This is a genomic window from Rhizobium jaguaris, from assembly GCF_003627755.1.
In the GTDB taxonomy this organism is placed as follows: Bacteria; Pseudomonadota; Alphaproteobacteria; order Rhizobiales; family Rhizobiaceae; genus Rhizobium; species Rhizobium jaguaris.
The window spans coordinates 114326-136346 of the sequence record NZ_CP032695.1 but is presented as its reverse complement, the minus strand read 5'-3'; the positions used below and the strand labels follow the sequence as shown (position 1 = coordinate 136346).

18 protein-coding genes and 1 pseudogene are annotated in these 22021 nt (G+C 58.4%); 11 read left to right on the top strand and 8 right to left on the bottom strand.

Annotation, left to right across the window (positions count from 1 at the left end):
• Positions 1-81 precede the first annotated feature (81 nt).
• Positions 82-1110 carry an IS110 family RNA-guided transposase gene (locus CCGE525_RS22730; RefSeq protein WP_120703055.1) on the top strand — a complete coding sequence of 343 codons (1029 nt, stop codon included), beginning with the start codon at positions 82-84 and terminating at the stop codon, positions 1108-1110.
• Between the two features lie 220 nt (positions 1111-1330).
• Here the strand turns inward: CCGE525_RS22730 and CCGE525_RS22725 are convergent, their stop codons facing one another.
• Together CCGE525_RS22725 and CCGE525_RS38405 are read right to left on the bottom strand one after the other, a co-directional pair.
• The gene (locus CCGE525_RS22725; protein WP_120706646.1) at positions 1331-1684 is read right to left on the bottom strand and encodes an endonuclease/exonuclease/phosphatase family protein; all 354 of its coding nucleotides are present in this window, start codon (positions 1682-1684) and stop codon (positions 1331-1333) included.
• Between the two features lie 289 nt (positions 1685-1973).
• Positions 1974-2165, bottom strand: coding sequence for an HIT family protein (locus tag CCGE525_RS38405; RefSeq protein ID WP_162950273.1), 192 nt, complete (start codon positions 2163-2165; stop codon positions 1974-1976).
• A 223-nt stretch (positions 2166-2388) separates the two neighbouring features.
• Here CCGE525_RS38405 and istA point away from each other — a divergent pair, with 223 nt between their 5' ends.
• Positions 2389-3918, top strand: coding sequence for an IS21 family transposase (istA, locus tag CCGE525_RS22715; protein ID WP_120703235.1), 1530 nt, complete (start codon positions 2389-2391; stop codon positions 3916-3918).
• Between the two features lie 12 nt (positions 3919-3930).
• Positions 3931-4668 (top strand): IS21-like element helper ATPase IstB, encoded by a 738-nt coding sequence (istB, locus tag CCGE525_RS22710; protein ID WP_120702904.1) that lies wholly within the window; start codon positions 3931-3933, stop codon positions 4666-4668.
• 243 nt (positions 4669-4911) lie between these two features.
• On the opposite strand, the gene CCGE525_RS22705 is transcribed toward istB, so the two are convergent.
• The 4 genes from CCGE525_RS22705 to CCGE525_RS38400 form a co-directional block, all read right to left on the bottom strand.
• Positions 4912-5652 (bottom strand): extracellular solute-binding protein, encoded by a 741-nt coding sequence (locus tag CCGE525_RS22705; RefSeq protein WP_120706644.1) that lies wholly within the window; start codon positions 5650-5652, stop codon positions 4912-4914.
• Complete coding sequence (locus CCGE525_RS22700) at positions 5585-6178, bottom strand: ABC transporter substrate-binding protein (protein ID WP_120706643.1); 594 nt, start codon at positions 6176-6178, stop codon at positions 5585-5587. The genes CCGE525_RS22705 and CCGE525_RS22700 overlap by 68 nt, the downstream gene beginning before the upstream one ends.
• Positions 6179-6222: 44 nt before the next feature.
• Positions 6223-6645: a type 2 periplasmic-binding domain-containing protein gene (locus CCGE525_RS22695; protein WP_120706642.1), complete on the bottom strand. Its 423-nt coding sequence runs from the start codon at positions 6643-6645 to the stop codon at positions 6223-6225.
• An 823-nt stretch (positions 6646-7468) separates the two neighbouring features.
• On the bottom strand, positions 7469-7699 hold the full coding sequence (locus CCGE525_RS38400) for a hypothetical protein (RefSeq protein WP_162950254.1): 231 nt from the start codon (positions 7697-7699) through the stop codon (positions 7469-7471).
• Between CCGE525_RS38400 and CCGE525_RS22690 the strand changes: the two genes are divergently transcribed.
• The gene (locus tag CCGE525_RS22690; protein WP_120706641.1) at positions 7626-9554 is read left to right on the top strand and encodes a methyl-accepting chemotaxis protein; all 1929 of its coding nucleotides are present in this window, start codon (positions 7626-7628) and stop codon (positions 9552-9554) included. The two genes, CCGE525_RS38400 and CCGE525_RS22690, sit on opposite strands and share 74 nt — an antisense overlap.
• Before the next feature lie 236 nt (positions 9555-9790).
• Here CCGE525_RS22690 and CCGE525_RS22685 read toward each other — a convergent pair whose 3' ends face one another.
• On the bottom strand, positions 9791-11173 hold the full coding sequence (locus CCGE525_RS22685) for a sensor histidine kinase (protein ID WP_120706640.1): 1383 nt from the start codon (positions 11171-11173) through the stop codon (positions 9791-9793).
• Positions 11151-11834: a response regulator transcription factor gene (locus CCGE525_RS22680; RefSeq protein ID WP_120706639.1), complete on the bottom strand. Its 684-nt coding sequence runs from the start codon at positions 11832-11834 to the stop codon at positions 11151-11153. Before CCGE525_RS22680 ends, CCGE525_RS22685 begins: the two co-directional genes overlap by 23 nt.
• Positions 11835-12063: 229 nt before the next feature.
• On the opposite strand from CCGE525_RS22680, the gene CCGE525_RS22675 reads away from it, so the two are divergent.
• From CCGE525_RS22675 to CCGE525_RS22645, 7 genes and pseudogenes are all read left to right on the top strand, one after another.
• Positions 12064-12753 carry a response regulator transcription factor gene (locus CCGE525_RS22675; RefSeq protein ID WP_120708578.1) on the top strand — a complete coding sequence of 230 codons (690 nt, stop codon included), beginning with the start codon at positions 12064-12066 and terminating at the stop codon, positions 12751-12753.
• A 175-nt stretch (positions 12754-12928) separates the two neighbouring features.
• A pseudogene (locus CCGE525_RS39060) lies at positions 12929-14077 on the top strand (efflux RND transporter periplasmic adaptor subunit); the annotation flags it as partial.
• Between the two features lie 58 nt (positions 14078-14135).
• Positions 14136-17294, top strand: a complete 3159-nt coding sequence (locus tag CCGE525_RS22665; protein WP_120706637.1) for an efflux RND transporter permease subunit — start codon at positions 14136-14138, stop codon at positions 17292-17294.
• Positions 17278-18711, top strand: a complete 1434-nt coding sequence (locus CCGE525_RS22660; protein WP_120706636.1) for an ABC-2 transporter permease — start codon at positions 17278-17280, stop codon at positions 18709-18711. The genes CCGE525_RS22665 and CCGE525_RS22660 overlap by 17 nt, the downstream gene beginning before the upstream one ends.
• Positions 18708-19439: an ABC transporter ATP-binding protein gene (locus CCGE525_RS22655; RefSeq protein WP_120706635.1), complete on the top strand. Its 732-nt coding sequence runs from the start codon at positions 18708-18710 to the stop codon at positions 19437-19439. Before CCGE525_RS22660 ends, CCGE525_RS22655 begins: the two co-directional genes overlap by 4 nt.
• Before the next feature lie 657 nt (positions 19440-20096).
• Positions 20097-21011 carry a hypothetical protein gene (locus CCGE525_RS22650; protein ID WP_120706634.1) on the top strand — a complete coding sequence of 305 codons (915 nt, stop codon included), beginning with the start codon at positions 20097-20099 and terminating at the stop codon, positions 21009-21011.
• Between the two features lie 350 nt (positions 21012-21361).
• Positions 21362-21946, top strand: a complete 585-nt coding sequence (locus tag CCGE525_RS22645; RefSeq protein WP_120708577.1) for a DUF4337 family protein — start codon at positions 21362-21364, stop codon at positions 21944-21946.
• Positions 21947-22021: the final 75 nt, after the last annotated feature.

Here is a 22021-nt window from a genome sequence, read left to right as displayed (position 1 = left end):
TGGTTGCCGCCCTCCCCCAACGGCATCGCAATGTGCCAGGATGGTGGTTCGTTAGGGCCACCGAGCGGAGAGGACGGCGGAATGTACGATACTATGATTGGCATTGATCTGGCAAAAAATGTATTTCAGCTTCACGGGGCATCGATGATGGGGGAAGTGAAGTTCCGCAAGAAAATTGGCCGCGTGCAATTTCTCAGGTTTATGGAAGCGCAGCCGCCATGCGTCGCGGTTATGGAGTCGTGCGGTAGCGCGCATTTCTGGGCGCGCGAGCTGGTGAAGCTTGGACATGCAGTCAAGCTAATCGCCCCGCAATATGTGCGGCCCTTTGTCAAAAGGCAGAAGAATGATGCTGCAGATGCCGAGGCGATTGTCACTGCCGCGCAGCGTCCCGAAATGCGCTTTGTCGAACCAAAGACGGAAGCTCAGCAAGCACGAGCGATCTTATTCCGCGCACGCGAGCGCATCGTCCATCAGCGCACCGAACTGGTCAATGCTTTGCGCGCCGTGCTCTACGAATACGGTCATGTCGTTCCGTTGGGGATCAGTCATATCAAGCGTATCGAGGCCATTCTCGATGAAATAGGCAATGATCTGCCTCAGCTCGTCCAGGAAGAGTGCCGCGATCTTTTGGCTCAGATTGCGGAGAAGACCGCCAGGATCGATGATAAGACAAAGAAAATTGGAGAGGTCGCCAAGCAGACGGATATCGCGCAGCGGCTTCAGACCATGCCCGGCGTCGGCCCGATGACGGCAATGGCCGTTGAAGCCTTCGCGCCGGCAATGAGAAGCTTCCGTCGCGGCCGTGATTTTGCGGCATGGCTTGGTCTTGTCCCAAAACAGTTTTCCTCCGGCGGGAAAGAGCGCCTTGGCCGCGTTTCCAAAGCTGGGCAGGCCGACATTCGCAGGTTGCTGATCATTGGCGCGATGTCGCGCATCACATGGATGGGTCGTAAACGGATTGCTGACGGTTCGTGGCTGGCCCGGATGCTGGCAAGAAAGCCGCGCATGCTGGTGGCGATCGCTCTCGCAAACAAGATGGCGCGGGCGATCTGGGCCATGCTGGCGAAGGGTGAAAATTATCGAGTTCCGGCGTCGGGCATGGCTGTATGAACTTCATGCAGAGCATGCCTGAGTAACGCAGGGAGACGGGTGTGAGAAGGCAATGACCAGAATGGGCGCATGATCGAACCGATCGGGACGGGAAAACCAGTTTGGCACTTTGAGCATGCAAGCTCGGAATTAAGATTTGGACCCGCTCCGCAGATCACCATACCGGCCGGCGGCCTTTGGAAGCGTCGCAACGAAAGGCCTGACAGAAGACCGCACTCGATCACACGCACAAAAGGTCAGAAACTTCTTGCAAAACGGGCGGCAACCACAGAAGTGCCAAACGACACGACAATATGGGGCAATAGCGCGAAACGATAGCGTTGCCATGCTGCCGACGTTCCGTGGCGCCGCGCGAAGACATGGTATCGATATTCGGTCCCCAGGCGACGGCGTAGCCTGGAAACCGTTGTTTGATCATCTCGACCTGACCGTGGAAGTCGGTTCTTGACCAACCGACGTCAATTTCTTGGAGTGCAACGATGTCCGCGTGCGAAACTTCGTCCAGGGTGCGACCGAGATCATAGTGATCGTCTTTACCGATTCCGTAACGGATGTTGCAGGGTGCAGGTAGCATCGTGGTGTCTCTTATCGCTCCGACTTCGCCAGCCGTGCGGTTTATGGCGATGAATGTTCAATTGCGGATCAGGCGAAGATAACGTCGATCCCATCGCGCCTGCAGAGTTGCGATAAGGTATTTCGCAATTCTGTTCGCACGATTGCGAGTTCCTCGTCAGACAGGAAGTGCGATTCGATCAAATTGCGATCGAGCGTCCAGATCGAATCTTCGGGAAGCGGGTCGTTGCCATAGCGCGGTATGATGTTCCAATGGACGTGGGCCCAAAGGTTGCCGAAGAAGGCGACGTTCATTTTTTCGGATTGAAGGCAAGCTGCACGGCTTCGGTTACAAGAGACATTTCCAAAAGGTGTCTGCTGCGAAGCTCTTCAGGCATTTCATGAAGCTCGCGGGCCCGCTGCTTGGCTGCGAAAAAGCAATAGCCTCTGAAATATTGTCGATTGCGGCTGAGCCAAAGATAACCGGTTTCGAGTTCAGCCACGAAGTGCCGATCATCGGCGCCATCGACGTGCTGCAAATTCCGAGGCAATCCGCCCCCTGATTCCGAAATGATGTCGCCCCCCAATTCCGAGAATTAGTCGCCCCCTTGTTCCGAGATGATGCCGCCCCCTACGGAGGGATGTGGCAAGGGTGTTCTGCCGGTGTGAAGTTCCTTCCGTCAATGATGACAAGGAAGGAACGGGATGCCTGCGGAGAGACTGGAGATGCGGCGTGTCCGCGAGATACTGAGATATCGGTCCGAGCAAGGGCTGGGCCACAAATCGATTGCGGTTCGGGTCGGAGCAGCAGCCTCGACGGTGCGCGAGACGCTGCGACGGGCGGCGGCTGCGGGGCTTTCGTGGCCGTTGGATGATGACGTGAGTGATGCCGTCCTGGAGGCGGCGCTCTACCGTGCGGCTGGGACGAAGACGGGTCATCGTCGCGCACCGGAGCCTGACTGGGTGCAAGTCCATCGCGAGCTCAAGCGCAAGCACGTGACGCTGCAAATTCTCTGGGACGAATACATAAGCCGTTATCCCGATGGTTACCGCTACAGCCGATATTGTGACCTCTATCGCGGCTGGGCGTTGAAGCTGCCGGTGACGATGCGGCAGGATCATATGGCGGGCGACAAATTGTTCGTCGACTACGCCGGCGACACGGTCACTGTTGTCGTTGATCGGCTGTCGGGCAAAACACGGCAGGCCCATTTATTTGTCGCTGTCCTGGGGGCATCCAGTCTTTCGTTCGCGCAGGCGCGCTGGACCGAGACGCTTCCGGACTGGGTCGAATGCCATGTTCAGGCGCTGGAGTTCTTCGGCGGTGCGCCGGCGTTGCTGGTTCCCGACAATGCCAAGGTGGCGATCATCAAGGCGTGCCACTTCGATCCCCAGGTCAACCGGACGTATTGCGCGATGGCAGCGCATTATGGCAGCGCCGTCCTGCCGACGAGGCCGAGACGCCCCCGCGACAAGGCGAAAGTCGAGGCTGCGGTTCGTATCGTCGAGCGTTGGCTGCTGGGCCGCCTCCGCCATCGCACCTTCTACAGTCTGGCCGAAGTCAATGCGGCGATTGCCGACTTGCTATATGATTTGAACGACAGGCGTGTCCTTCGCCGGGTTGGCGTCACGCGCCGCCAATTGTTCGAAGAGCTCGACCGGCCCGCTTTAAGGCCATTGCCCGTTGAACGCTATGTCTTTGCGGAATGGCGTATCCGGCGTGCTGGATTGGATTACCACGTCGAGATCGAGCGGCATTATTACTCCGTTCCCTATCGCTTTGCTCGCGAGCAAGTCGAGGCGCGCATCACCGCCAATACGATCGAGATATTCCACAAAGGCGAGCGAATAGCCGCTCATCGCCGCTCCAGCGGTAACGGCAAGCACACCACAATCCCCGATCACATGCCCTCGGCCCACCGCCGCTTTGCCGACTGGACGATCGAACGCATTCAACGCGAGGCCTCTTCCATCGGGCCGGAGGTTGCATTGCTGTGTGAGAAGATCCTCGCCGACAGGCCGCACCCGGAGCAGGGCTTTCGAGCCTGCATGGGAATTATCCGCCTGAACAAAAGCTTTGGCCGCGACAGAGTGAACGCTGCTTGCAGCCGTGCGCTTGAGATCGGGGCCCGGACCTACGGTTCGGTGCGCTCCATCCTCGACAATCATCTCGATCGAGCCGCCTCCACCAATGGACCACCTTCGCATGAGCCTATCCAACACGAAAACATCCGTGGACCTCGCTATTACCACTAAGGAGAACAAAGAATGCTTGCCCATCCAACACTCGACAAACTCAATTCCATGGGCCTGGCCGGCATGGCAAAGGCCTTCGGGGAGCTCGTCACCAACGGCGAAGCCGAACATCTCTCGCATGCCGAGTGGCTAGGACTGCTGCTCGAACGGGAGTGGAGTTCCCGCTACGATCGTAAGCTTGCCGCACGCCTCAGGTTTGCCAAGCTTCGCCACCAGGCCACCCCGGAAGATGTCGACTACCGCAGCGAGCGCGGCCTTGATCGCGCGCTCTTCATGAAGCTGCTCGGCGGCGACTGGATCAACGCTCATGACAATCTGGCCATTTGCGGACCCTCGGGTGTCGGAAAAAGCTGGTTAGCCTGCGCTCTCGGCCACAAGGCTTGCCGTGACGATCGTTCCGTTCTCTATCAGCGTGTCCCACGACTGTTTGCTCAGCTCGCACTTGCTCGCGGCGACGGCAGGTATGCTCGGCTGCAACGTACCCTGGGCCATGTTCAAGTCCTGATCCTCGACGACTGGGGTCTCGAACCGCTCAACGAACAGGCCCGGCACGACCTCCTCGAAATCCTGGAAGATCGCTACGGCCGCAGATCAACCATCATTACCAGCCAACTTCCGGTGTCGGCATGGCACGACGTCATAGGAAACCCGACTTATGCTGATGCCATCCTGGATCGCCTCGTTCACAACGCCCATCGCATCGAATTGAGCGGCGATAGCCTACGCCGAAACCTGCCCCGAAAAGCTTGACACCCCGCCTAAATGGACTGACAACAATCATCGCCTGCAGACCCCACTAAACAGGGGGCGAGATCATCCCGGAATCAAGGGGCGCAATCATCTCGGAACAAAGGGGCGGCTTCATCGGAATCGGCAGACGTGCTGCATGGCCGCTTCGCGAGAGTGAATTTCAACGGGCATGATCGGGTCTTTCTCGAATGAGAGCTGAACGCATTCTCGGCTCGACCGACCGAGAATGCAGATGGATGCGGGTCAGTGTTTGGGCAGCAGCTTTTCGACGTCTGCCACCATCTTCGGCATAACTTCCGCGGGCGTCTGCTTTAGGGTGACGACACTTTGAAGATGGTCACGGATGACCGTCGTGATGCGCTGGCCGTTGTCGCCGGGATAGAGGTTCTGAATCTTGATTCTCGGAAGCTCTTCAATGGCAGGCAGCGCGTTCGGGTTGGCCTTGTAGTAGTCTCCGAGATAGGCCGGATCCTTGACGGCGAGCGTATTGACCGGAGTGAACCCGGTAGCCTTAACAATCATCGTCTGCGCTTCCGGTCCCGAAGTGAATTTCAGGAACTTCCAGGCAGCTGCGATCTTCTTGGGATCCTTGCTGGTGATCGCCAAGCCGCCGCCGCCGGAAGCAAGCTTTCCGTCTGCCGCAGATTGCGGAAACGGCCCGGTCTGGATATCGAGCGAGGAACTTGCATTGGCAGTCAGCGTCTTCAAGCGAGAATTCGAAGCGAAGTAGATGCCGATCTTGCCGGAGGCGAAAGCTTGTCGCGCCTGCTCGGCCGTCATGTCAACCATTCCCATCTGCCCGAAACGCTGCATCAGATCCAGTGAGTCTCGTCCCGCCTTTGAATCGAAGCCGATCTTGCCATCGTCGGTGAAAACGTTCCCACCGTGGCTCAGCAGGAGCGAATTAAAAGTCCAGTTATAGCTGTCTGCATAGTATTCGAAGAAAAGCGGCATGACGTCCGGGGAGGATTTTCTTGAGGTCATCCGCAATCGCCAGGATGTCGCTCCAGGAAAGCTCAAATTTTTTGAGGTCCGGCCGAACTTTCCTGATCAAGCTCATATTGTAGTAGGCGATGCTTGCAGACACCGATTGCGGAATCGCGAAGACGTGTCCCTGGACGGTTGTCGTCGCGAGCGCGCCGGGTGCGACACCGACATTCTTCCAGTCGGCGTCATCGGCAATGAGCTTGTCCAACGGAGTAAGCATGCCGCGCTCCGCCAGCGTCGGCATGTCGGTGTAGCAGACGCCCGATACCATATCGGGAAGCGAACCCGTCACACCGTCTCGGAGCAGCTGCTGGAGCAGCGCCGGGCAGTCGGTCGCATTCGCCTCAAGCTCAATCTTGATGTCAGGGTTTTGCTGCATGAATTTTTCGGCGATCGGCTTTAGAAAGAGGCTGTCGCGGTTCGGGAAGGCATGCGTAAGGTGGAGCGTTATCTGCTCTGCCTGCGCGGTCACGGCGAAGGTAAGCAGACCAATCGCACCGAAGATCGATAGTAGACGTTTCATTATCGTAATCCTGGACGTTTGAAGGGTATCGGTCGGTCCGAAGCTCAGCTCAGCAGCTTGCGCGTTTGCGACGCCATGCGAGCCAATGCTTCATCGGCCCCTATGCGATGGGTGATCACGTCGTGCATCTGATCGGCCATCATTTGGACGATCTTCACGGTGTTGTCGCTTGGGAAAGAGAACTGGTCACCTGTAATGGCCAGCCGTTCGACGACGCCGCGATGATAGGGATTGATCCTGAAATAGGCGTCCAGGAAGGCCGGATCCTTCGATGCAAGGATATTGATCGGCATATATCCGGAATTCTTTGCCAGGATCATCTGGCCTTTCTGGCCCGTCGCGAACTTCATGAATTCCCAGAGGACCTTCTGCTTTGCAGCGTCCTTTGTGAACATGAAGAAGCCGTGTCCGGCGCCGGCCAGTCGGCCATTGGCACTCGCAAGCACAGTGTCAATCGAAACGAACAACAAGTTCCATGCAGACTATGTCGAGCCGGAATTAGTCGTCGAGGCTAAAAGCATGATCGGAGCTGGGGACCGATTCAGTGGTGCATTCTTGTTCGCGCTACTTCGAAATGCTGACGTTTACGAGGCGCTAGCCGAAGCCAGTCGAACGGTTGCCAAGTGGCTGCGTACAGGCTGATGAGATCTAATCAGAGTATCAAAAAGCCGAACATGCGGACTTAAAGCCCCTCCGGGACAACATCGCGGCGATCTCTAAAGACTCACGCCTGATAGGAGTCGAACAGCAGACACCCCAAATAAAAGCACAGGATAACAGCGATTTAGAAAATAGACAGATGATGTGGCCGCGCCACGCTCCCGGCCCTAATGCGCCTCCTGCACGGTGCTTGTTCATTCACCCTGCAAGGCCCAAACAGGATCGGTGGCCCAGCCTTCATGTCCATGGCCGTATTCATACTGGTCCGCCGCATTGAGGCGCTGGTGCATTGACCCAACGCTTAGACCGATTCCGATCTTTAATGATGTTGACTATGCTGGAGCTGCTTGCACCTCGCCTTTCAATGCGCATGCGCTAATGTAGGTCGTGGTTGTATTTTTTCCACCTGAATGCAATCAAAGCAAACAACAAGTAAAAGTTGGAATCAACAAAGCCTGCTCTACCATTCAACGGTATATCTAAAACTAAATTGTCAAATTATATTTAGACAACATTTTTTTAAATTGCATAAATCTTCGTGAAAACAACTTATAATAGTTATTTCACCCGCCAACAAGTGACAGAAGTACTTTATTCAATTAGTACGATTTTTCGTTATTAATTGTTTCATCAGATGTCTCTGCCAGTTTTGACGGTGCAGCGCCATCGGCGACGAGCAGGATGCTCTTTACTGCGATGCTCCCGATCCCAAAGCAGGCAATTTTCAGTACGAACGCGCTGCGGTGCGCAGGCAGTTGTCAGCTCTTCACGAAAGGCAAGCGACATCATGTCATTTCTCCAGAACGCCAAAATCAGGACGAAAGTACTCTCCATCATGATTCCGATCTGTTTGATCGGCATTGCGGGCGTCTTCTTTATGTCCAGCCAATATAAAGACAGTGTCGCGACCTATTCGAACTTCATCTCGAAGGATGAAACGGCGGCTGTGGAGATGTCGAGGGCTAGCCAGCGCGTTACCGCTATGAGCTACAACGCCTATCAGATCCTAGTCTACAGCACGAAAGATCCGCAGATGAGTACGTTCTCGAAAAACTACGAGGAGAACAAGAAGGTCCTTCTCGCTCGTTTCGCATCGGTCAAGCAGTTGATCCCCGCCGAAGCAGATGCCATCGACAGGCTGGCAGCGAAGGCCGACAGCATCATTGCACTGACGGATCGGGCCGTGAAGGCCGGGCTCGTAGATGACAACGAGACCGCCAGCAAACTCTTGAAGCAAGCGGACCCACTCATCAATGACGAAGTTCTCGCCGTTCGGCAGTGGCTCGATACCTTCAACAAGAACATTAGCGCCAAGAGCGACACGCTCAACGAGCATACGTCAAGCACCGTTACGAATACGCTGATCGCGCTCGGCATTCTTTTTGCCGCTGCGATCCTGATTGCAGCCGTTGTTTCAGCACGCGGCATCGCCGCGCCTATCGAACGCCTGCGGGCGCGCATGGTCTCACTTGCTGACGGCAAGACCGAGGAGGAAATTGCGGGCATCGGACGCAGGGACGAAGTCGGTCAGATGGCCGAGGCCGTCGCGGTGTTCCGTGACAATGCCGTCGAACGAATCCGCCTGGAACAGGAAGCTGCCGACGGTCGCAGTCTCTCAGAAAAAGAGAGGTTGGAACGCGAGGCTCAAAAGGCCAAGGACACGGCTGACATCCAATTTGCCGTCGATGGCCTTGCAAGTGGTCTGGCCGAGCTTTCAAACGGCAACCTGATCTACCGCATCGAGCAGCCATTTGTCGCTCATCTTGATCGCCTGAGAGCAGACTTCAACGCATCGATGGCAAAGCTTGAGGAAACGCTGCGCGCCATCGGCCAAGGTGGCCAAGCCATCGCGGCCGGCGCCAACCAGATCCGCTCTGCCGCGGACGATCTCTCCAAGCGTACGGAGCAACAGGCAAGCTCCGTCGAACAGACGGCAGCCGCACTTGAGGAAATCACCACGACCGTCAAGGATTCCACTCGGCGCGCAGAGGAAGCAAGCTCGCTGGTTGGCCGTGCTCGCATCGGCGCCGAGAAGTCCGGCGAAGTCATGCAGGAGGCGGTTGCCGCAATGGAGGCAATCTCGAAATCGTCGGGCGAAATCAGCAACATCATCAGCGTGATCGACGATATAGCCTTCCAGACGAACCTGCTTGCCCTCAACGCCGGCGTCGAGGCAGCACGTGCGGGCGAAGCCGGCAAGGGTTTTGCCGTCGTCGCGCAGGAAGTGCGCGAGCTTGCGCAGCGATCCGCCACTGCCGCCAAGGAGATCAAGACGCTCATTTCGACGTCCGGTCAGCAGGTAGGCAGCGGCGTCGATCTTGTCACCAAAACCGGGCAATCGCTCCAGCAGATCGTCAGGGAGGTGGAAGAGATCGACCGCAATGTACGAGCGATCGTCGAAGCCGCGCGCGAACAGGCAACCGGCTTGCAGGAGATTAACACGGCCGTCAACAGCATCGACCAGGGAACGCAACAGAATGCAGCCATGGTCGAGGAGTCTACCGCCGCAAGCTATAGCCTGGCCAAGGAGGTGACAGCGCTGAATGACCTCCTCGGGCAATTCAATCTGCAAAGCGAACGCAGCCATGCACGACCGGCTACCGCGACGGAACGGTCCAGTCCCACCGCATCGCCGGCGCGCTCGCTCCGGTCCAAAATTGCCGGCGCATTCGGTGGCTCCGGCGGAGCCGCAGTGGCATCCTGGGAAGAGTTTTGATCTTGTAGGTCTCGGCCAGTCCTTGAAGGATTGTCAGGTTTCAAGATCGAGGATCGCGGGAAGGTACCGTCCCCTTCCCGCGACCACGTTCGACCGATATCGTCACGTCGCCCGAGTTTTCGGCTGAAGCGTCATTGCCTCGAACTACTCCATCAAGATTGAGCCGCCCACACCCTTTGCGACTGACGCCGCTCGGATGGAGAGAGCGGACCTAGACGGCTCCATGTGGTTCTAATTTAGTACTTCGATGTGCCTGGCGTGATCGGATAGCGCAGCGAGACGGAGGCGCCCATCGTCGGCTGGTCAATGATCAAAATCATTCCATGCAGACGGGCAACGGCCGCTACGAGACTGAGCCCCAGACCGTTGCCGGGCGTGTGGCGACTTCGTTCCGTCCGATAGAAGCGCCTGAGAATGGCCTCGCACTCCCGTTCTGGAATTCCTGGTCCCGTATCTGAAACCGCGACGCCGGCTCCCTCGGGCCCGTCAAGGATTCTGACCGAAACGCGCCCGCCCTCTGGCGTAAACTTGATCGCATTGTCGACGAGATTGCCGATCGCCTCGAATAATAGGCTCGGCTCACCGGGTATGGTGGCATCCGGCGACCCCTCGACTGAGAAGCTGATATCGATTGATTTTTCTTCTGCCGCCGGCTCGTAGAAATCGACTGCGTCCGCAGTCACGGCGACAAGATCGACCGGCCTGAAGCCGGACCGGCGGACACCATCCTCGATCTCAGAAATCTTGAGCATCGCGCTGAATGTTCTAAGGGCAGCTTGCGTCTCGCCGATGGCTTCGTCGACGCCGTGGCGATAGTCGTCCATCGAGGAGGCGCGACGTTGGACCCGCTCAAGTCCTGCCAGCAGACGCGTTAGAGGTGTGCGCAAATCGTGAGCAATGTTGTCGCAGACACCCTTGACCTCGTGCATCAACCGCTCGATCTCGGCAAGCATCTCGTTGACCACGTTCGCCAACCGGGCGACGTCTCCTGAATTGCCCCGCGCCGGCAGCCGCTTCGAAAGGTCGCCTGCCATGATGTCGCGCGCGGCACGCGTAATGCCATCGATTTGGCCGACTGCGCCGGTCCCCACTATAGCGGCCCCGGCCAGCCCCATGGCGGCTATGATAGTCCCGGCGAGCAGCATCGCACCGGAAAGCACTTCGTCGAACTCGCGCAACTCACCGACGTCTTGGGCGACCAGCAGACTGTGTCCAGACGCGAGGCGGTGGACCACGCCGCGGAAATGCGTATGTCCCGGAGGTCCCTGAATTCTGAAATCGAACAAACCATCTCCGTCGGGAGCCGTTGACGGAAGCAGAATGTCGCTGCCAGCCACGCGAACGCCCGCTTTGTCGAACAATGCGATCGGACGCTCGACATCCGGCCCTCGCGCTGTTCGGCCTCCCAGCCGAAAGACTATGTCATCGATAGGACGCTGGGCAAACTCCTGCACTTCGCTCCGGACCCATTCGTCGACCTTGTTCTGCATGAAGTTCTTCGTTTCAAGATACATGAAACTGAAGAGCACAAGGGACGCTAGCCCGAACAAGGCCAGGAACGACATCGACAGGCGAAAGCTGGTCGTCCGGCAGATGTCATTTAGGCGCTGCAAGAACATAGCCCGAGCCCCTGATGGTTTGAATCATGGAAGCGGCACCCGCTTGATCGATCTTACGGCGCAGCTTGCTCACATGCACGTCGATCAGGTTGGTCGGTTCGTCATAGCGATAGTGCCAAACTTCCTCGAAAAGCATCGTTCTGGTGACGATCTGACCTGCATGCTGCATAAGATATTCCAGAAGACGGTATTCACGTGGCAACAGATCGACGACATCGCCTGCTCGGCGTACCACGTGCCTCAGGAGGTCCAGCTCCAGATCACCGACGCGCAGGACTGTCGCGACAATCGGGCCGGATCGCCGCTTCATGAGAACGTCCAGTCGTGCCGTCAATTCCAGGAATTCGAACGGTTTAGTCAGGTAGTCGTCCCCGCCAGCCTTGAGGCCGCGAACACGCTCGTCCACGGCCGACAGTGCACTCAGGATGAGGACCGGTGTCTGCACGCCCGCAGCGCGCAGCGCTGCAAGGACACCGAGGCCGTCGACATCGCCCGGCAGCATGCGGTCGAGAATAATGGCATCGAACGTCTCGGCAATAGCCAAAAGAATGCTTTCACGCCCGGTGGCCACCCGCTCGACACGATGGGCAGCATCGGCAAGCGCGGCCTCGATCTCCTCCGAGGTTCGCTCATCGTCTTCGACCACCAGGATTCGTGACATCGCATTTCTCCGGCACCAGTTGCCAGCCGTGTCGACTCAAGTCAACCAGCCTAGCGTGTGCAGCCACTATCTCACTTGAATATCAGCCTATGCTTCGCACGAACATGAAATCTAATTAATCTTGGCTTTTCCGCAATGTGCACCCAAGTATGTGAGCCGATTGCGGGACTGGCTTCGGTAGCGACCGGTGTTCGTTGAATCGCTTAATCTCGCATCGGACGGCAAAATCATGCGTATCCTGATCGTAGAAGACGATGAAAAGACCGCCGCATATTTGACGCGGGGTTTGTCGGAGAGCGGCTACATCGTCGACCGGGCACCCGATGGCGATACCGGCTTGACCATGGCTCTCGAGGGCATCTACGATGCCATGATCCTAGACAGGATGCTTCCAGGGATGGACGGACTCGATATCGTGCGGCGTCTTCGTGACGATCAGCTTGAACTGCCGATTCTCATGATTAGCGCACTTGCCACCACCAGCCATCGGATCGAGGGCCTTCGCGCTGGTTGCGACGATTATCTCGTCAAGCCCTACGCCTTTTCAGAGGTTCTTGCCCGGCTCGAAGCGCTAAGCCGCCGCGCTGGCCGTCACCGCAACACCACCATGTTGCGCGTCGGCGACCTTGAGCTCGATCTGCGGCGGCGAAGCGCAGCGCGCGCCGGACGACCGATCGCGCTTCACCACCGCGAGTTCTTGTTGCTTCAGACATTGATGCTTCATGCGGGCCAGGTCGTCACCCGGTCCATGCTGCTCGAGGCAGGCTGGAATTACGACTTCGAACCCCGTGGCAACATTATCGAAATGCACATTCATCGCCTGCGGCGCAAGCTCGACAACGGTTTCGATACGCAACTCATTCAGACCGTGCCGGGCGCGGGCTACATGATTGCCTCAGCAGGTACCCGCACGCCCTGAACGCACGAAGTCGGACGAAGCAACTGCCATCCTGAATCGAATTTCACGTTCGTGAGACGCCAGCTCCATCGAAGGGCGACCATGATGCGAATCCGTCGCGAGGAATGCGACGGGCCGAGGCCCGATCGTGTCCTCGCGCCGCAACGGATGATGGCGGAGACAGTTTGTGAAAAACATGGACGAGGAGCGACCATCTCGCAGCAATCGCTGGCTGCAGGCGCTCGTGACAACCCTTGTGCTCGGCGCTATTTTCGGCAGCGGCTGGTTCGTCTTGCAGCCCAACAACAGGTGGCCGTTCCCACAGGCCAAGAAAAGCGGTGAGGCCGCTCCGTCCTCGAAGCCCGCGGCAATTCCAGTGACGGTGGCAAAGGCCTCGACTCGCGATCTCCGAATTGAGCGATCCGGGCTCGGCACGGTGATTTCGCTCAATGCCATCGACGTCAAGTTCCGTGCTGACGGACAGTTGCAGGCGATAGGCTTCAAGGAAGGGAGAGACGTTCAAGCCGGAGATGTCCTCGCGCAGATCGACCGTCGCCCGTACGAGGCCCAACTTGCGCAGGCCGAGGCCGCATATCAGAAAGACCAGGCATCCCTCAACAACGCGAGAGTGGATGAGGCTCGCGCCGAGAAGCTAGGTACCTCAGGCGCGGGAACGAACCAGGCGGTGGAGACAGCCAAAGCTCAGGTCGCCATATTCACGGCAGCCTTGGCCGGCGACCAGGCGGCGATCGATGCCGCCAAACTCAACCTCGAATTCACGACTGTAAAGGCGCCGATTGCCGGGAGGGCGGGCATGAGGCAGGTCGACGAGGGCGCCGTCGTCCATGCAAGCGACTCGACCGGTCTCGTCAGCATTACTCAGATGTCTCCCATCGCCGTGCGATTCTCCCTTCCGCAGGACGACTTGCCGGCGCTTGTCGCAGGGCAGACACAAGGCGATCTTGCCGTCGCCGTCGACAGTCGCGACGGCAGCCGTCACCTCGCAGATGGAAAGCTTGAGGTCATCGACAGCCAGATCGACGTCGCCACGGGCATGGTCCGGCTGAAGGCCGTTTTTCCCAACGACGCACGAGTGCTCTGGCCCGGAGAACTTGTGGACGCTCGCGTTCTCATGGGCGTTGATCATAACGAGACCGTCGTTCCCTCGGCCGCTGTCCAGAACGGCCAGGACGGTTCATATGTCTTCGTCGTCCGACCGGACAAGACGGTGTCGGCCGTTGCAGTCAACACTGGCCTCACTGTCGACGGCTATACCGCACTGCTATCAGGCGTGTTACCCGGCCAGGAAATTGTGCTCGACGGCCAATCACGATTGACCAAAGGAAGCCTAATCAGTCCTAGGACCGAGACCGGCGACTCAAACAAAGCACAGGGCCTTCGACATGACCCTCTCGGAGGTTTTTATCCGCCGTCGGATCGGCACGGCCTTGCTCGCTCTCGCAGTCGTGCTGCTCGGCGCAGTCGCCTATTTCAGCCTACCGGTGGCACCCCTGCCGCAGGTCGACTTTCCGACGATCCAGATCCAGACCAGCTTGCCGGGGGCAAACGCGGACACGATGGCGACATCAGTCGCTACGCCGCTTGAAAACCAGCTCGCAAACGTGTCCGGCATCACGCAGATGACCTCGTCGAGTTCGTCCGGCCAGACCAACATTACGCTCCAGTTCGATCTGACGCGCGACATCAACAGCGCTGCCCAGGACGTTCAAGCTGCCATCAACGCCGCCGCAGGCAACCTGCCCAAGAACCTCCCGAACCCACCAACTTACGAAAAAACGAACCCAGCCGAGGCAACGCTCCTGACGCTTGCCCTCTCCTCCGATCTACTCCCTCTCACCGATCTTGATCATTACGCAGAAGACGTCATCGCGCAGCAGCTCTCTCAGATGACCGGCGTAGGGCTGGTGGACTTCCATGGTCCCCAACGGCCGTCGGTGCGTATCCGCCTGGATCCCGATAGGCTCGCGTCGCGCGGCCTCAGCCTCGAAGACATCAGAAGCGTGATCTCCGCTCAGACCGTCAACGCACCGAAGGGTTTGTTGAGTGGATCCGACCGGGCGGTCGTTCTCAATGCCACCGACCAGATCGTCGACGTGCCATCCTACGAATCCATGATTGTCGCCTACAAGGACGGCGCCCCGATCCGGCTGCAGGACCTCGGCACGGTCGTGACCGGCCCTCTCGACACCCATCAGGCTGCCTGGTTGCAGTCCAAGCACGCCGTCATGATCGACATCCACAAGCAGCCCGGCTTCAATGTCATCGAGACAATCCAGCGGATCAAGGACAGGCTGCCGGCGCTTGAAGCCGGCCTGCCAGCAGCCGCGAAACTGTCCGTCGTCGGAGATCGTACACAAACGATCACCGCGTCGGTCAATGACGTCCAGATCACGATGCTGATCACGATCGCGCTTGTCGTCACGGTGATTTTTGCTTTCCTCAGAAATATCTGGGCTACGCTAATTCCGAGCATCACGATCCCGCTGTCCTTGTTGGGCACGTTCTGCGTCATGTATCTGCTCGGCGACAGCCTCGATAATCTTTCGCTGATGGGCCTCACCATCGCCGCCGGATTTGTGGTCGATGACGCCATAGTCATGATCGAGAACATCATCCGTCATATCGAGATGGGCAAAACCAAGATTCAGGCGGCGATCGATGGCGCGAGCGAGGTGGGATTCACCATCATATCGATGACGGTGTCGCTCATCGCCGTGTTCATCCCCATTCTGCTGATGGGAGGAATCGTCGGCCGCCTTTTTCGAGAGTTCGCGGTCACCGTGAGCGTTGCGGTCCTGATGTCTGGCCTCGTTTCCCTCACCGTTACACCGATGCTTTGCGGATGGCTGATCCATCATGAGCAGGAACGATCGCATGGGCGACTCTACCGGGCGTTTGAACGAGCGTTCGACGCCGCTGCGCACGGCTACGGCGCCTGCCTCGACGTCGTCCTGCGACACCGGTCCATCGCGCTTCTTGTCACCCTGCTGACATTAGCTACGACACTCTGGCTCTACACCGTGGTCCCCAAAGGCTTTCTGCCGCAGCAGGATACCGGTTTCATCCAAGGACGGGCACAGGCGGCGACGGACATATCGTTCCATGCCATGTCGAACCGAATGCAGGAACTTGGCAAGATCATCATGGCCGATCCGAGTGTCGACAATGTCGCCTACTGGATCAACCCAAGCCCCTCTTCGGCCATTGGCCAGGTGCAAATCAATCTCAAGCCATTCGGCGAGCGTCAGGCGACCGCAGCCCAGGTGATGGCCCGATTGAAGAAGGCAACCGCGGCCGTGGAGGGGCTGACTCTTGGCATGCAAATCCGCCAGGACATCCAGGTGGGCGGCCGTCCTTCCGCTACTCAGTACCAGTACACACTTCAGGATGGCGACACCGCCGAACTTACGCAGTGGTCGGACGCAATGCAAAAGGCCATGTCGTCCATTCCGCAAATTCAGGATGTGACCTCCGATCGGGAAGCAGCCGCGACGAGCGCGACGCTCGTCATCGACCGCCCAACCGCCTCACGGCTCGGTGTGAGCGTGCAAGCGATCGACGATGTGATCTACGACGCCTTCGGCCAGCGTCAGGTCGCGACCTTGTTTACGCAGGTTAGCCAGTATCACGTCGTCGAGGAACTCGACCCCTCCTTTCAATTAACGACCGCCGCTCTCGACCATCTCTTCGTACGCTCGTCCACCACCGGAGCACTGGTGCCGCTGCGCGTCCTTGCTTCCGTACATGATGGGGTGATGCCAGTGACCATCAACCATCAAGGCTCGCTGCCCGCGACAACGCTGTCCTTCAACCTCACGCCGGGAACGTCACTCGGCCAGGCTGTCGACGCTGTTCATGCCGCCGAGCTTACTGTTGGCATGCCAATCACTGTGGCAAGCACGTTCCAAGGCACGGCGCGCGCGTTCCAGGATTCGCTCAGCAGTCAGCCGTGGCTGCTGTTGGCCGCCGTGGTTGCCGTCTACATCGTTCTCGGCGTTCTCTACGAGAGCGTGGTGCATCCGCTGACCATCATATCGACCCTGCCTTCAGCGGGATTGGGCGCCTTGCTCGCGCTCCTTGTCTGCGGCCAAGATCTTTCGATCATGGGAATGATCGGGATCATTCTGCTGATCGGTATCGTGAAGAAGAACGCCATTATGATGATCGACTTCGCCCTTGACGCCGAGCGCGAGCAGCACCTGCCGCCGCAGGCTGCCATCCGCCAGGCTTGCCTCCTGCGTTTCCGTCCCATCATGATGACGACGTTCGCAGCGCTGTTCGGGGCGCTGCCTCTGGCGCTTGGCACCGGGCCAGGATCGGAGCTCCGCACGCCGTTGGGAATTGCCATCGTTGGCGGATTGCTCATTTCCCAGGTCCTCACGCTGTTTACGACCCCGGTGGTCTACCTGGCCTTTAGCGGTCTGGCCTCGCAAGGGCGTCACTTCCGCCGTGCCCCTGTCACCGCTCCTACACAAGAATCATCGGCGGCGCCCGGCTCCCCGAAGGAAAGGAGGTCGGCATCGCGTGCTAACGCTCTATAGAGAAGAACTGCGCGCCCTGATGCGCGGACGCTTCGCCTGGCTGGGCGTCGCGGTCGTCCTGCTCGGACTGGGCGGGCTCTCCGCCGTCGCCTCCCAAGACAGTTGGCTCGACGGCTACGGCGTCATTGCCTATTTCCTGGCCCCCATATGCTTCCTACCTCTTTCGGCAGGAACGATCGCAAGTCCCCGTGCAACCAGATTTGTGGAGAGCGTCTTCACCGCTCCGGTGGACCGGGCCAAATGGTTCCTTGCCAAAATCCTCGTGCTACTGACGGTCGCCCTCGCCTACTATGTAGCCGTAGCACCTCTTGCGGCCGTTTACATTGCCAATGTCGGCATGCCTTTCCTGCTTGAGATGTATCTCCTTTGGACGCCGGGCATCCTGCTGGTCAGTATTGCGGTGGGCACGCTCGTCGGGGTCATGTTCATCGGAAGAAGCGTGGCTCCCCCTGTGGCGACGGGCGTCGGCATCATGCTTGTTTATGCCGTGCTGCCGCCGCTGCAGGAACTGCTAGTTACCCGAGGTTTCGGCGCCACCGCGATGGGACATGTGACGCTGGCGAGTCCGCTGGTGCTGCTGAAGAACGGACTAGGCTTCACGCTCGCGACTGGCGAAATTCCAAATACCACCGCAAGCACCTGGATTTGCCTGGCGATCGTCGTCGTCGGATCGTTTGCCCTATCCGCATGGATCTTCCTGCGGGCGCAGGGGGTCGAGTCCTGGGAAGCCAGTTCGCGACAGCGTTGGATCATCGCCCTCGGTATTCTGACGCTCGTACTGGTGCCTATTGTCTTCGGCGATACCAACTATGGCAAAGCTGCCCCCGCCCAAAATGGCGCCCCATCCATACCCGGTCTTTTTCTGCGCGGCGGCGGCCAACTTGCGCTTGTCGAGCCCTACGAACCGCTTCCAGCCTCCTGCTGCGACACCCTCCTCAATCGCGATAAATGGCCCTCACTTCCAACCGGCCAAGCAACGCGCCAGGACCTGCTTTTGTATCTTCCGGTCGACGTGACGCAGCGGCTTGTCCAGCTGGACGTTCACGTCGTCGGCCAAAGCGGACTCGATGTCCGGGTGTTACCCCACGACCTCCTGCGCAACCTTGAGACACGCGTCTATGCAGCAGGCATCGGACCGACAGACGCAGATGGACGTCGCGTTGAAATTGGGTGGGTCGCCCGGATTCCTGTCGACATCGTTCCGACGGCGCCATGGGACATTGGCGGCATTCGTTACCCGATCGACCTCGACGCGTCCTACATTGTCGAGGGCGGCACGCAACCGAATACGCTGAAGGCGCGCGCCGCCGTTGAAGCCCACGTTCCGAATGCGCTGGCAGAAATGGCAGTCGTGGGCGCCGTAGTCCCCATCGTCTGCATCGGTGCGATGTTCAATCGCTGGAGGCGGACGCGATGACCGATTTCGCTATCGAAACGCACGCCCTCAGTCGCAGCTTCGGCTCTCTGGTTGCAGTCGACGAAATCAGCTTCAAGGTGGCGAAAGGCGAGCTCTATGGATTCCTCGGCCTCAATGGCGCCGGCAAGACCACCACAATTAGGATGCTGACCACCCTTCTGCCACCGACTTCGGGAAGCGCAAGGCTATGGGGCCATGACGTCGCCTCGGAGCCGCTGGCTGTTCGCCAACTGATCGGCCTCGTCAGCGACGAAACGAGCGAGAGCCAATCAGACTGGACAGCGCGAGAATATCTCGCCTACTTTGCTCGGATCCGGGGGATCGAGGGGGTTTCCGAGACGGTCGAACGTTGCCTGACCAGCGTGGGATTGGCACAACAGTTTCGCGGGAAGCTGATCGGAACATACAGCACGGGCATGAAGCGCCGCGTCGAAATCGCGCGCGCCCTGCTCGGCCGCCCAAAGGTGTTGTTTCTCGACGAGCCGACGCGCGGCCTCGATCTCCCTGCAAAGCGGGAAACGTGGAGACTTTTGAAAGACCTTGCTGCGCAGGAATCAGTCACGACATTCCTGAGCAGCCACGACGCGCAAGAGATCCGCACGCTGTGCAGCGAGATCAGTATCGTCGCCGCTGGAAGGCTGGTGTTTACGGGGCCAACGCGAGAATTGGGAAGCGACCTCGACACATTCGAGGACCGGCTGATCAAGTTGCTGACCTCAAGCTGCTAGCGAAGCCTGATTGCTTGTCGCTTTCAGTTCCTATTCAACGCGCCAAGGAACCTCGATCTACCTGACAGCTTAAAGTAGTTGCGCAGAACATCAGTCAGATAGCGCATTCGAATCCCCAGAACCGAAATGCAACCTAGGCAGATTATTTTGTGAATGCAACTGCGGCTCATTGCAACGCAAGAGCGCGTGTGGGCATCGCCGTATTAGGAGAAATTGGGCCGCCGACGGGGACGATGTTGGCGGCCCAAGGTGACTACAGGCGTAGCCACGTAGGCGGAGAGTCGCCTAACAATTAAATAATATCATTAAATTTTTTAATCTCAACGATACATTTAAATTAATTAAATAGAATATTGAATTGGTGAATCCGTCGGCAAGTTTGTCGCCGGAACTGGTCGCCAGCAAGACTGCGTGGCCGCGACGCAGCAGACCAGGATAGTTGCCGGCGAGAGGCGCTACTTGTCTCCATGGCAGCGAAGCACCACTCAAGGGTAGGGTTTCGTGTTTGCACCGCCGCGACGTTGGTCGCCGAGATCAGTTTTCGTGGCTAGAGGCCTGAGGGCAGCCTGCAGCATCCATCCTATGAAGGTCTGCGTGAAATCCAGGGCACCCTGTATTTGAAGTGACGGATTCAACGAAAGCCCTACATGAACGTGTATGGAAGACGGCACGAGTCCGACGAGCACCCGCAAAGACCAAGCCACCTGCGTTGCTGACGATCGCGAGAGGGACGGGGCGCTCGCGAGCTTCCCGTTCGATCGCATGACGGCGCAGCGATTTCGCCAGACATTCCCTCGTGCCCGATGGAGCGACAAGCTCCAGGCCTGGACAGTACCAGGCAAGACTGCGCGCCGGCGCATCGACCGTTGGCTGGCGCAGGAGGCGGCGAGAACGGACGTCTTTGCAAACGAACGCGGACGGGATGCTTACGCGTTCGAACCCATCCTGAGCCCCTATCTCGAGGTGGACGACGTCGGCTTCCGGATCAGGACGCCGTATTCCAGAACGGTCGTCGAAGAGCTTCGCCAGATTCCTGTTGCGCGGTGGGACAGCGACCAGCGTATTTGGAGAGTTCCCTTCGCCTCATATGACGATCTCCAGCGACGCTGGGAAACCATTGAAGAGGCCGCTAGACGAAACGAACCGGAAGAACGGCGCAAGCGTATCGACGCGCGCAAAGGCACTGCCGAAGAACAGCGATCGAAGCGACGGTCGGCCGAGAGACGCCGCCGCCGTCTGCCATTGCCATGCGACGACCTTCCGCCAGTTGGTCGACCCGTCGCTACATCGGCCTACGGAATCGTCGTTGTTACCGAGATTACTGGAGAGCTCGCCGATCCTGTTTTTGCCGATCTCTATCCGGAACTCATGGACGAACATGTCTGGTGCCATTGGGAATTACCGACGCTCGGCGAGCTTGTTCATACCTGGCCAGCGAAAGCGACGCCGGGGAGATACGAACGGATGCGCAGTTGGTGGCAGCCCACAATCGAAGAGCTGCGAGAGGCCAGGCGAGCCGCACGATCGCGAGAGAGGCGAAAAATGCGACCCGAGGCACTCCAGGAGGATTGATTTGGCCGTATGGCTTTTGCAGAGCGCCCGCGCTCACGATCATTGTTGCGGCCATTTTCTACTGCGCCCAGGACCGTGCCAGGCATATGCTAGCGGGGTAGCATTCCCTGATAGACCTGTGGCCATAGCTGGCTTGATGACTCCCTTGGCCGGGAGACGAGAAGATGGCTGTGTTCAATCGCTGCGCCGCAATTCATAATAGATGGCTCACGGCGAGAGCGCTAAGTTGCAATCGACGAAGGTTACACTAGCGCTAGACGATGTTGGGGAAATCCGTTGTCGGCGTGGTTCCAGACGATGGGATCCATGTGGCAATATGTGCGCATCTGTTTCATTTTACGAGCTATACGATGCCTGAAGAGATTGAAGTCGATACCGACAAATTGCGCGAGGCTATTGATGAGGAGATCGAGAAAAAGTCCGCCTCACTGTTGCGTTTAATCGCTCTGACCACTGCGCTCTTCGCTGCGCTTGCTGCAATCGGCTCGCTTCTCGCAGGCGGCACCATCAACGAGGCGTTGGCCCTGAAGACCGAGGCGGCGCAAAAACAAGCCCAGGTCTCGGATCAGTGGGCCTATTATCAGGCCAAAGGCATCAAGGCTGCGATCCTCACATCACAGAAAGAGCTTCTAATTGCCGACGGCAAATCAGTGCCTCCTGACCTCGATGCGACGAGCCAACGATATGTGGACGAGGAGAAATCGATCAGTGCCCAGGCACATGAACTCGAAAAAGTCCGCGACGAGAGGGATGACGAGGCCAATAGGCTTATTCATCGCCACCACTTCTACGCCTATGCGGTCGCTATGTTGCAGGTGGCGATCGCGTTGGGAGCCGTGGCTGCCTTGACCCGCAAGCGTCTGGCCTGGTGGGGGTCTTCGGCTCTGGGGCTTTTGGGAGGAATGCTGCTATTGTGGGCTTGGGCTTCAGGGTGAACCCGCCCCGAACCGTCGCCTTAACGATCGAGTGAGGTCGACCTTCTATGAGGTGTGACCAATCGTTCTGCCACG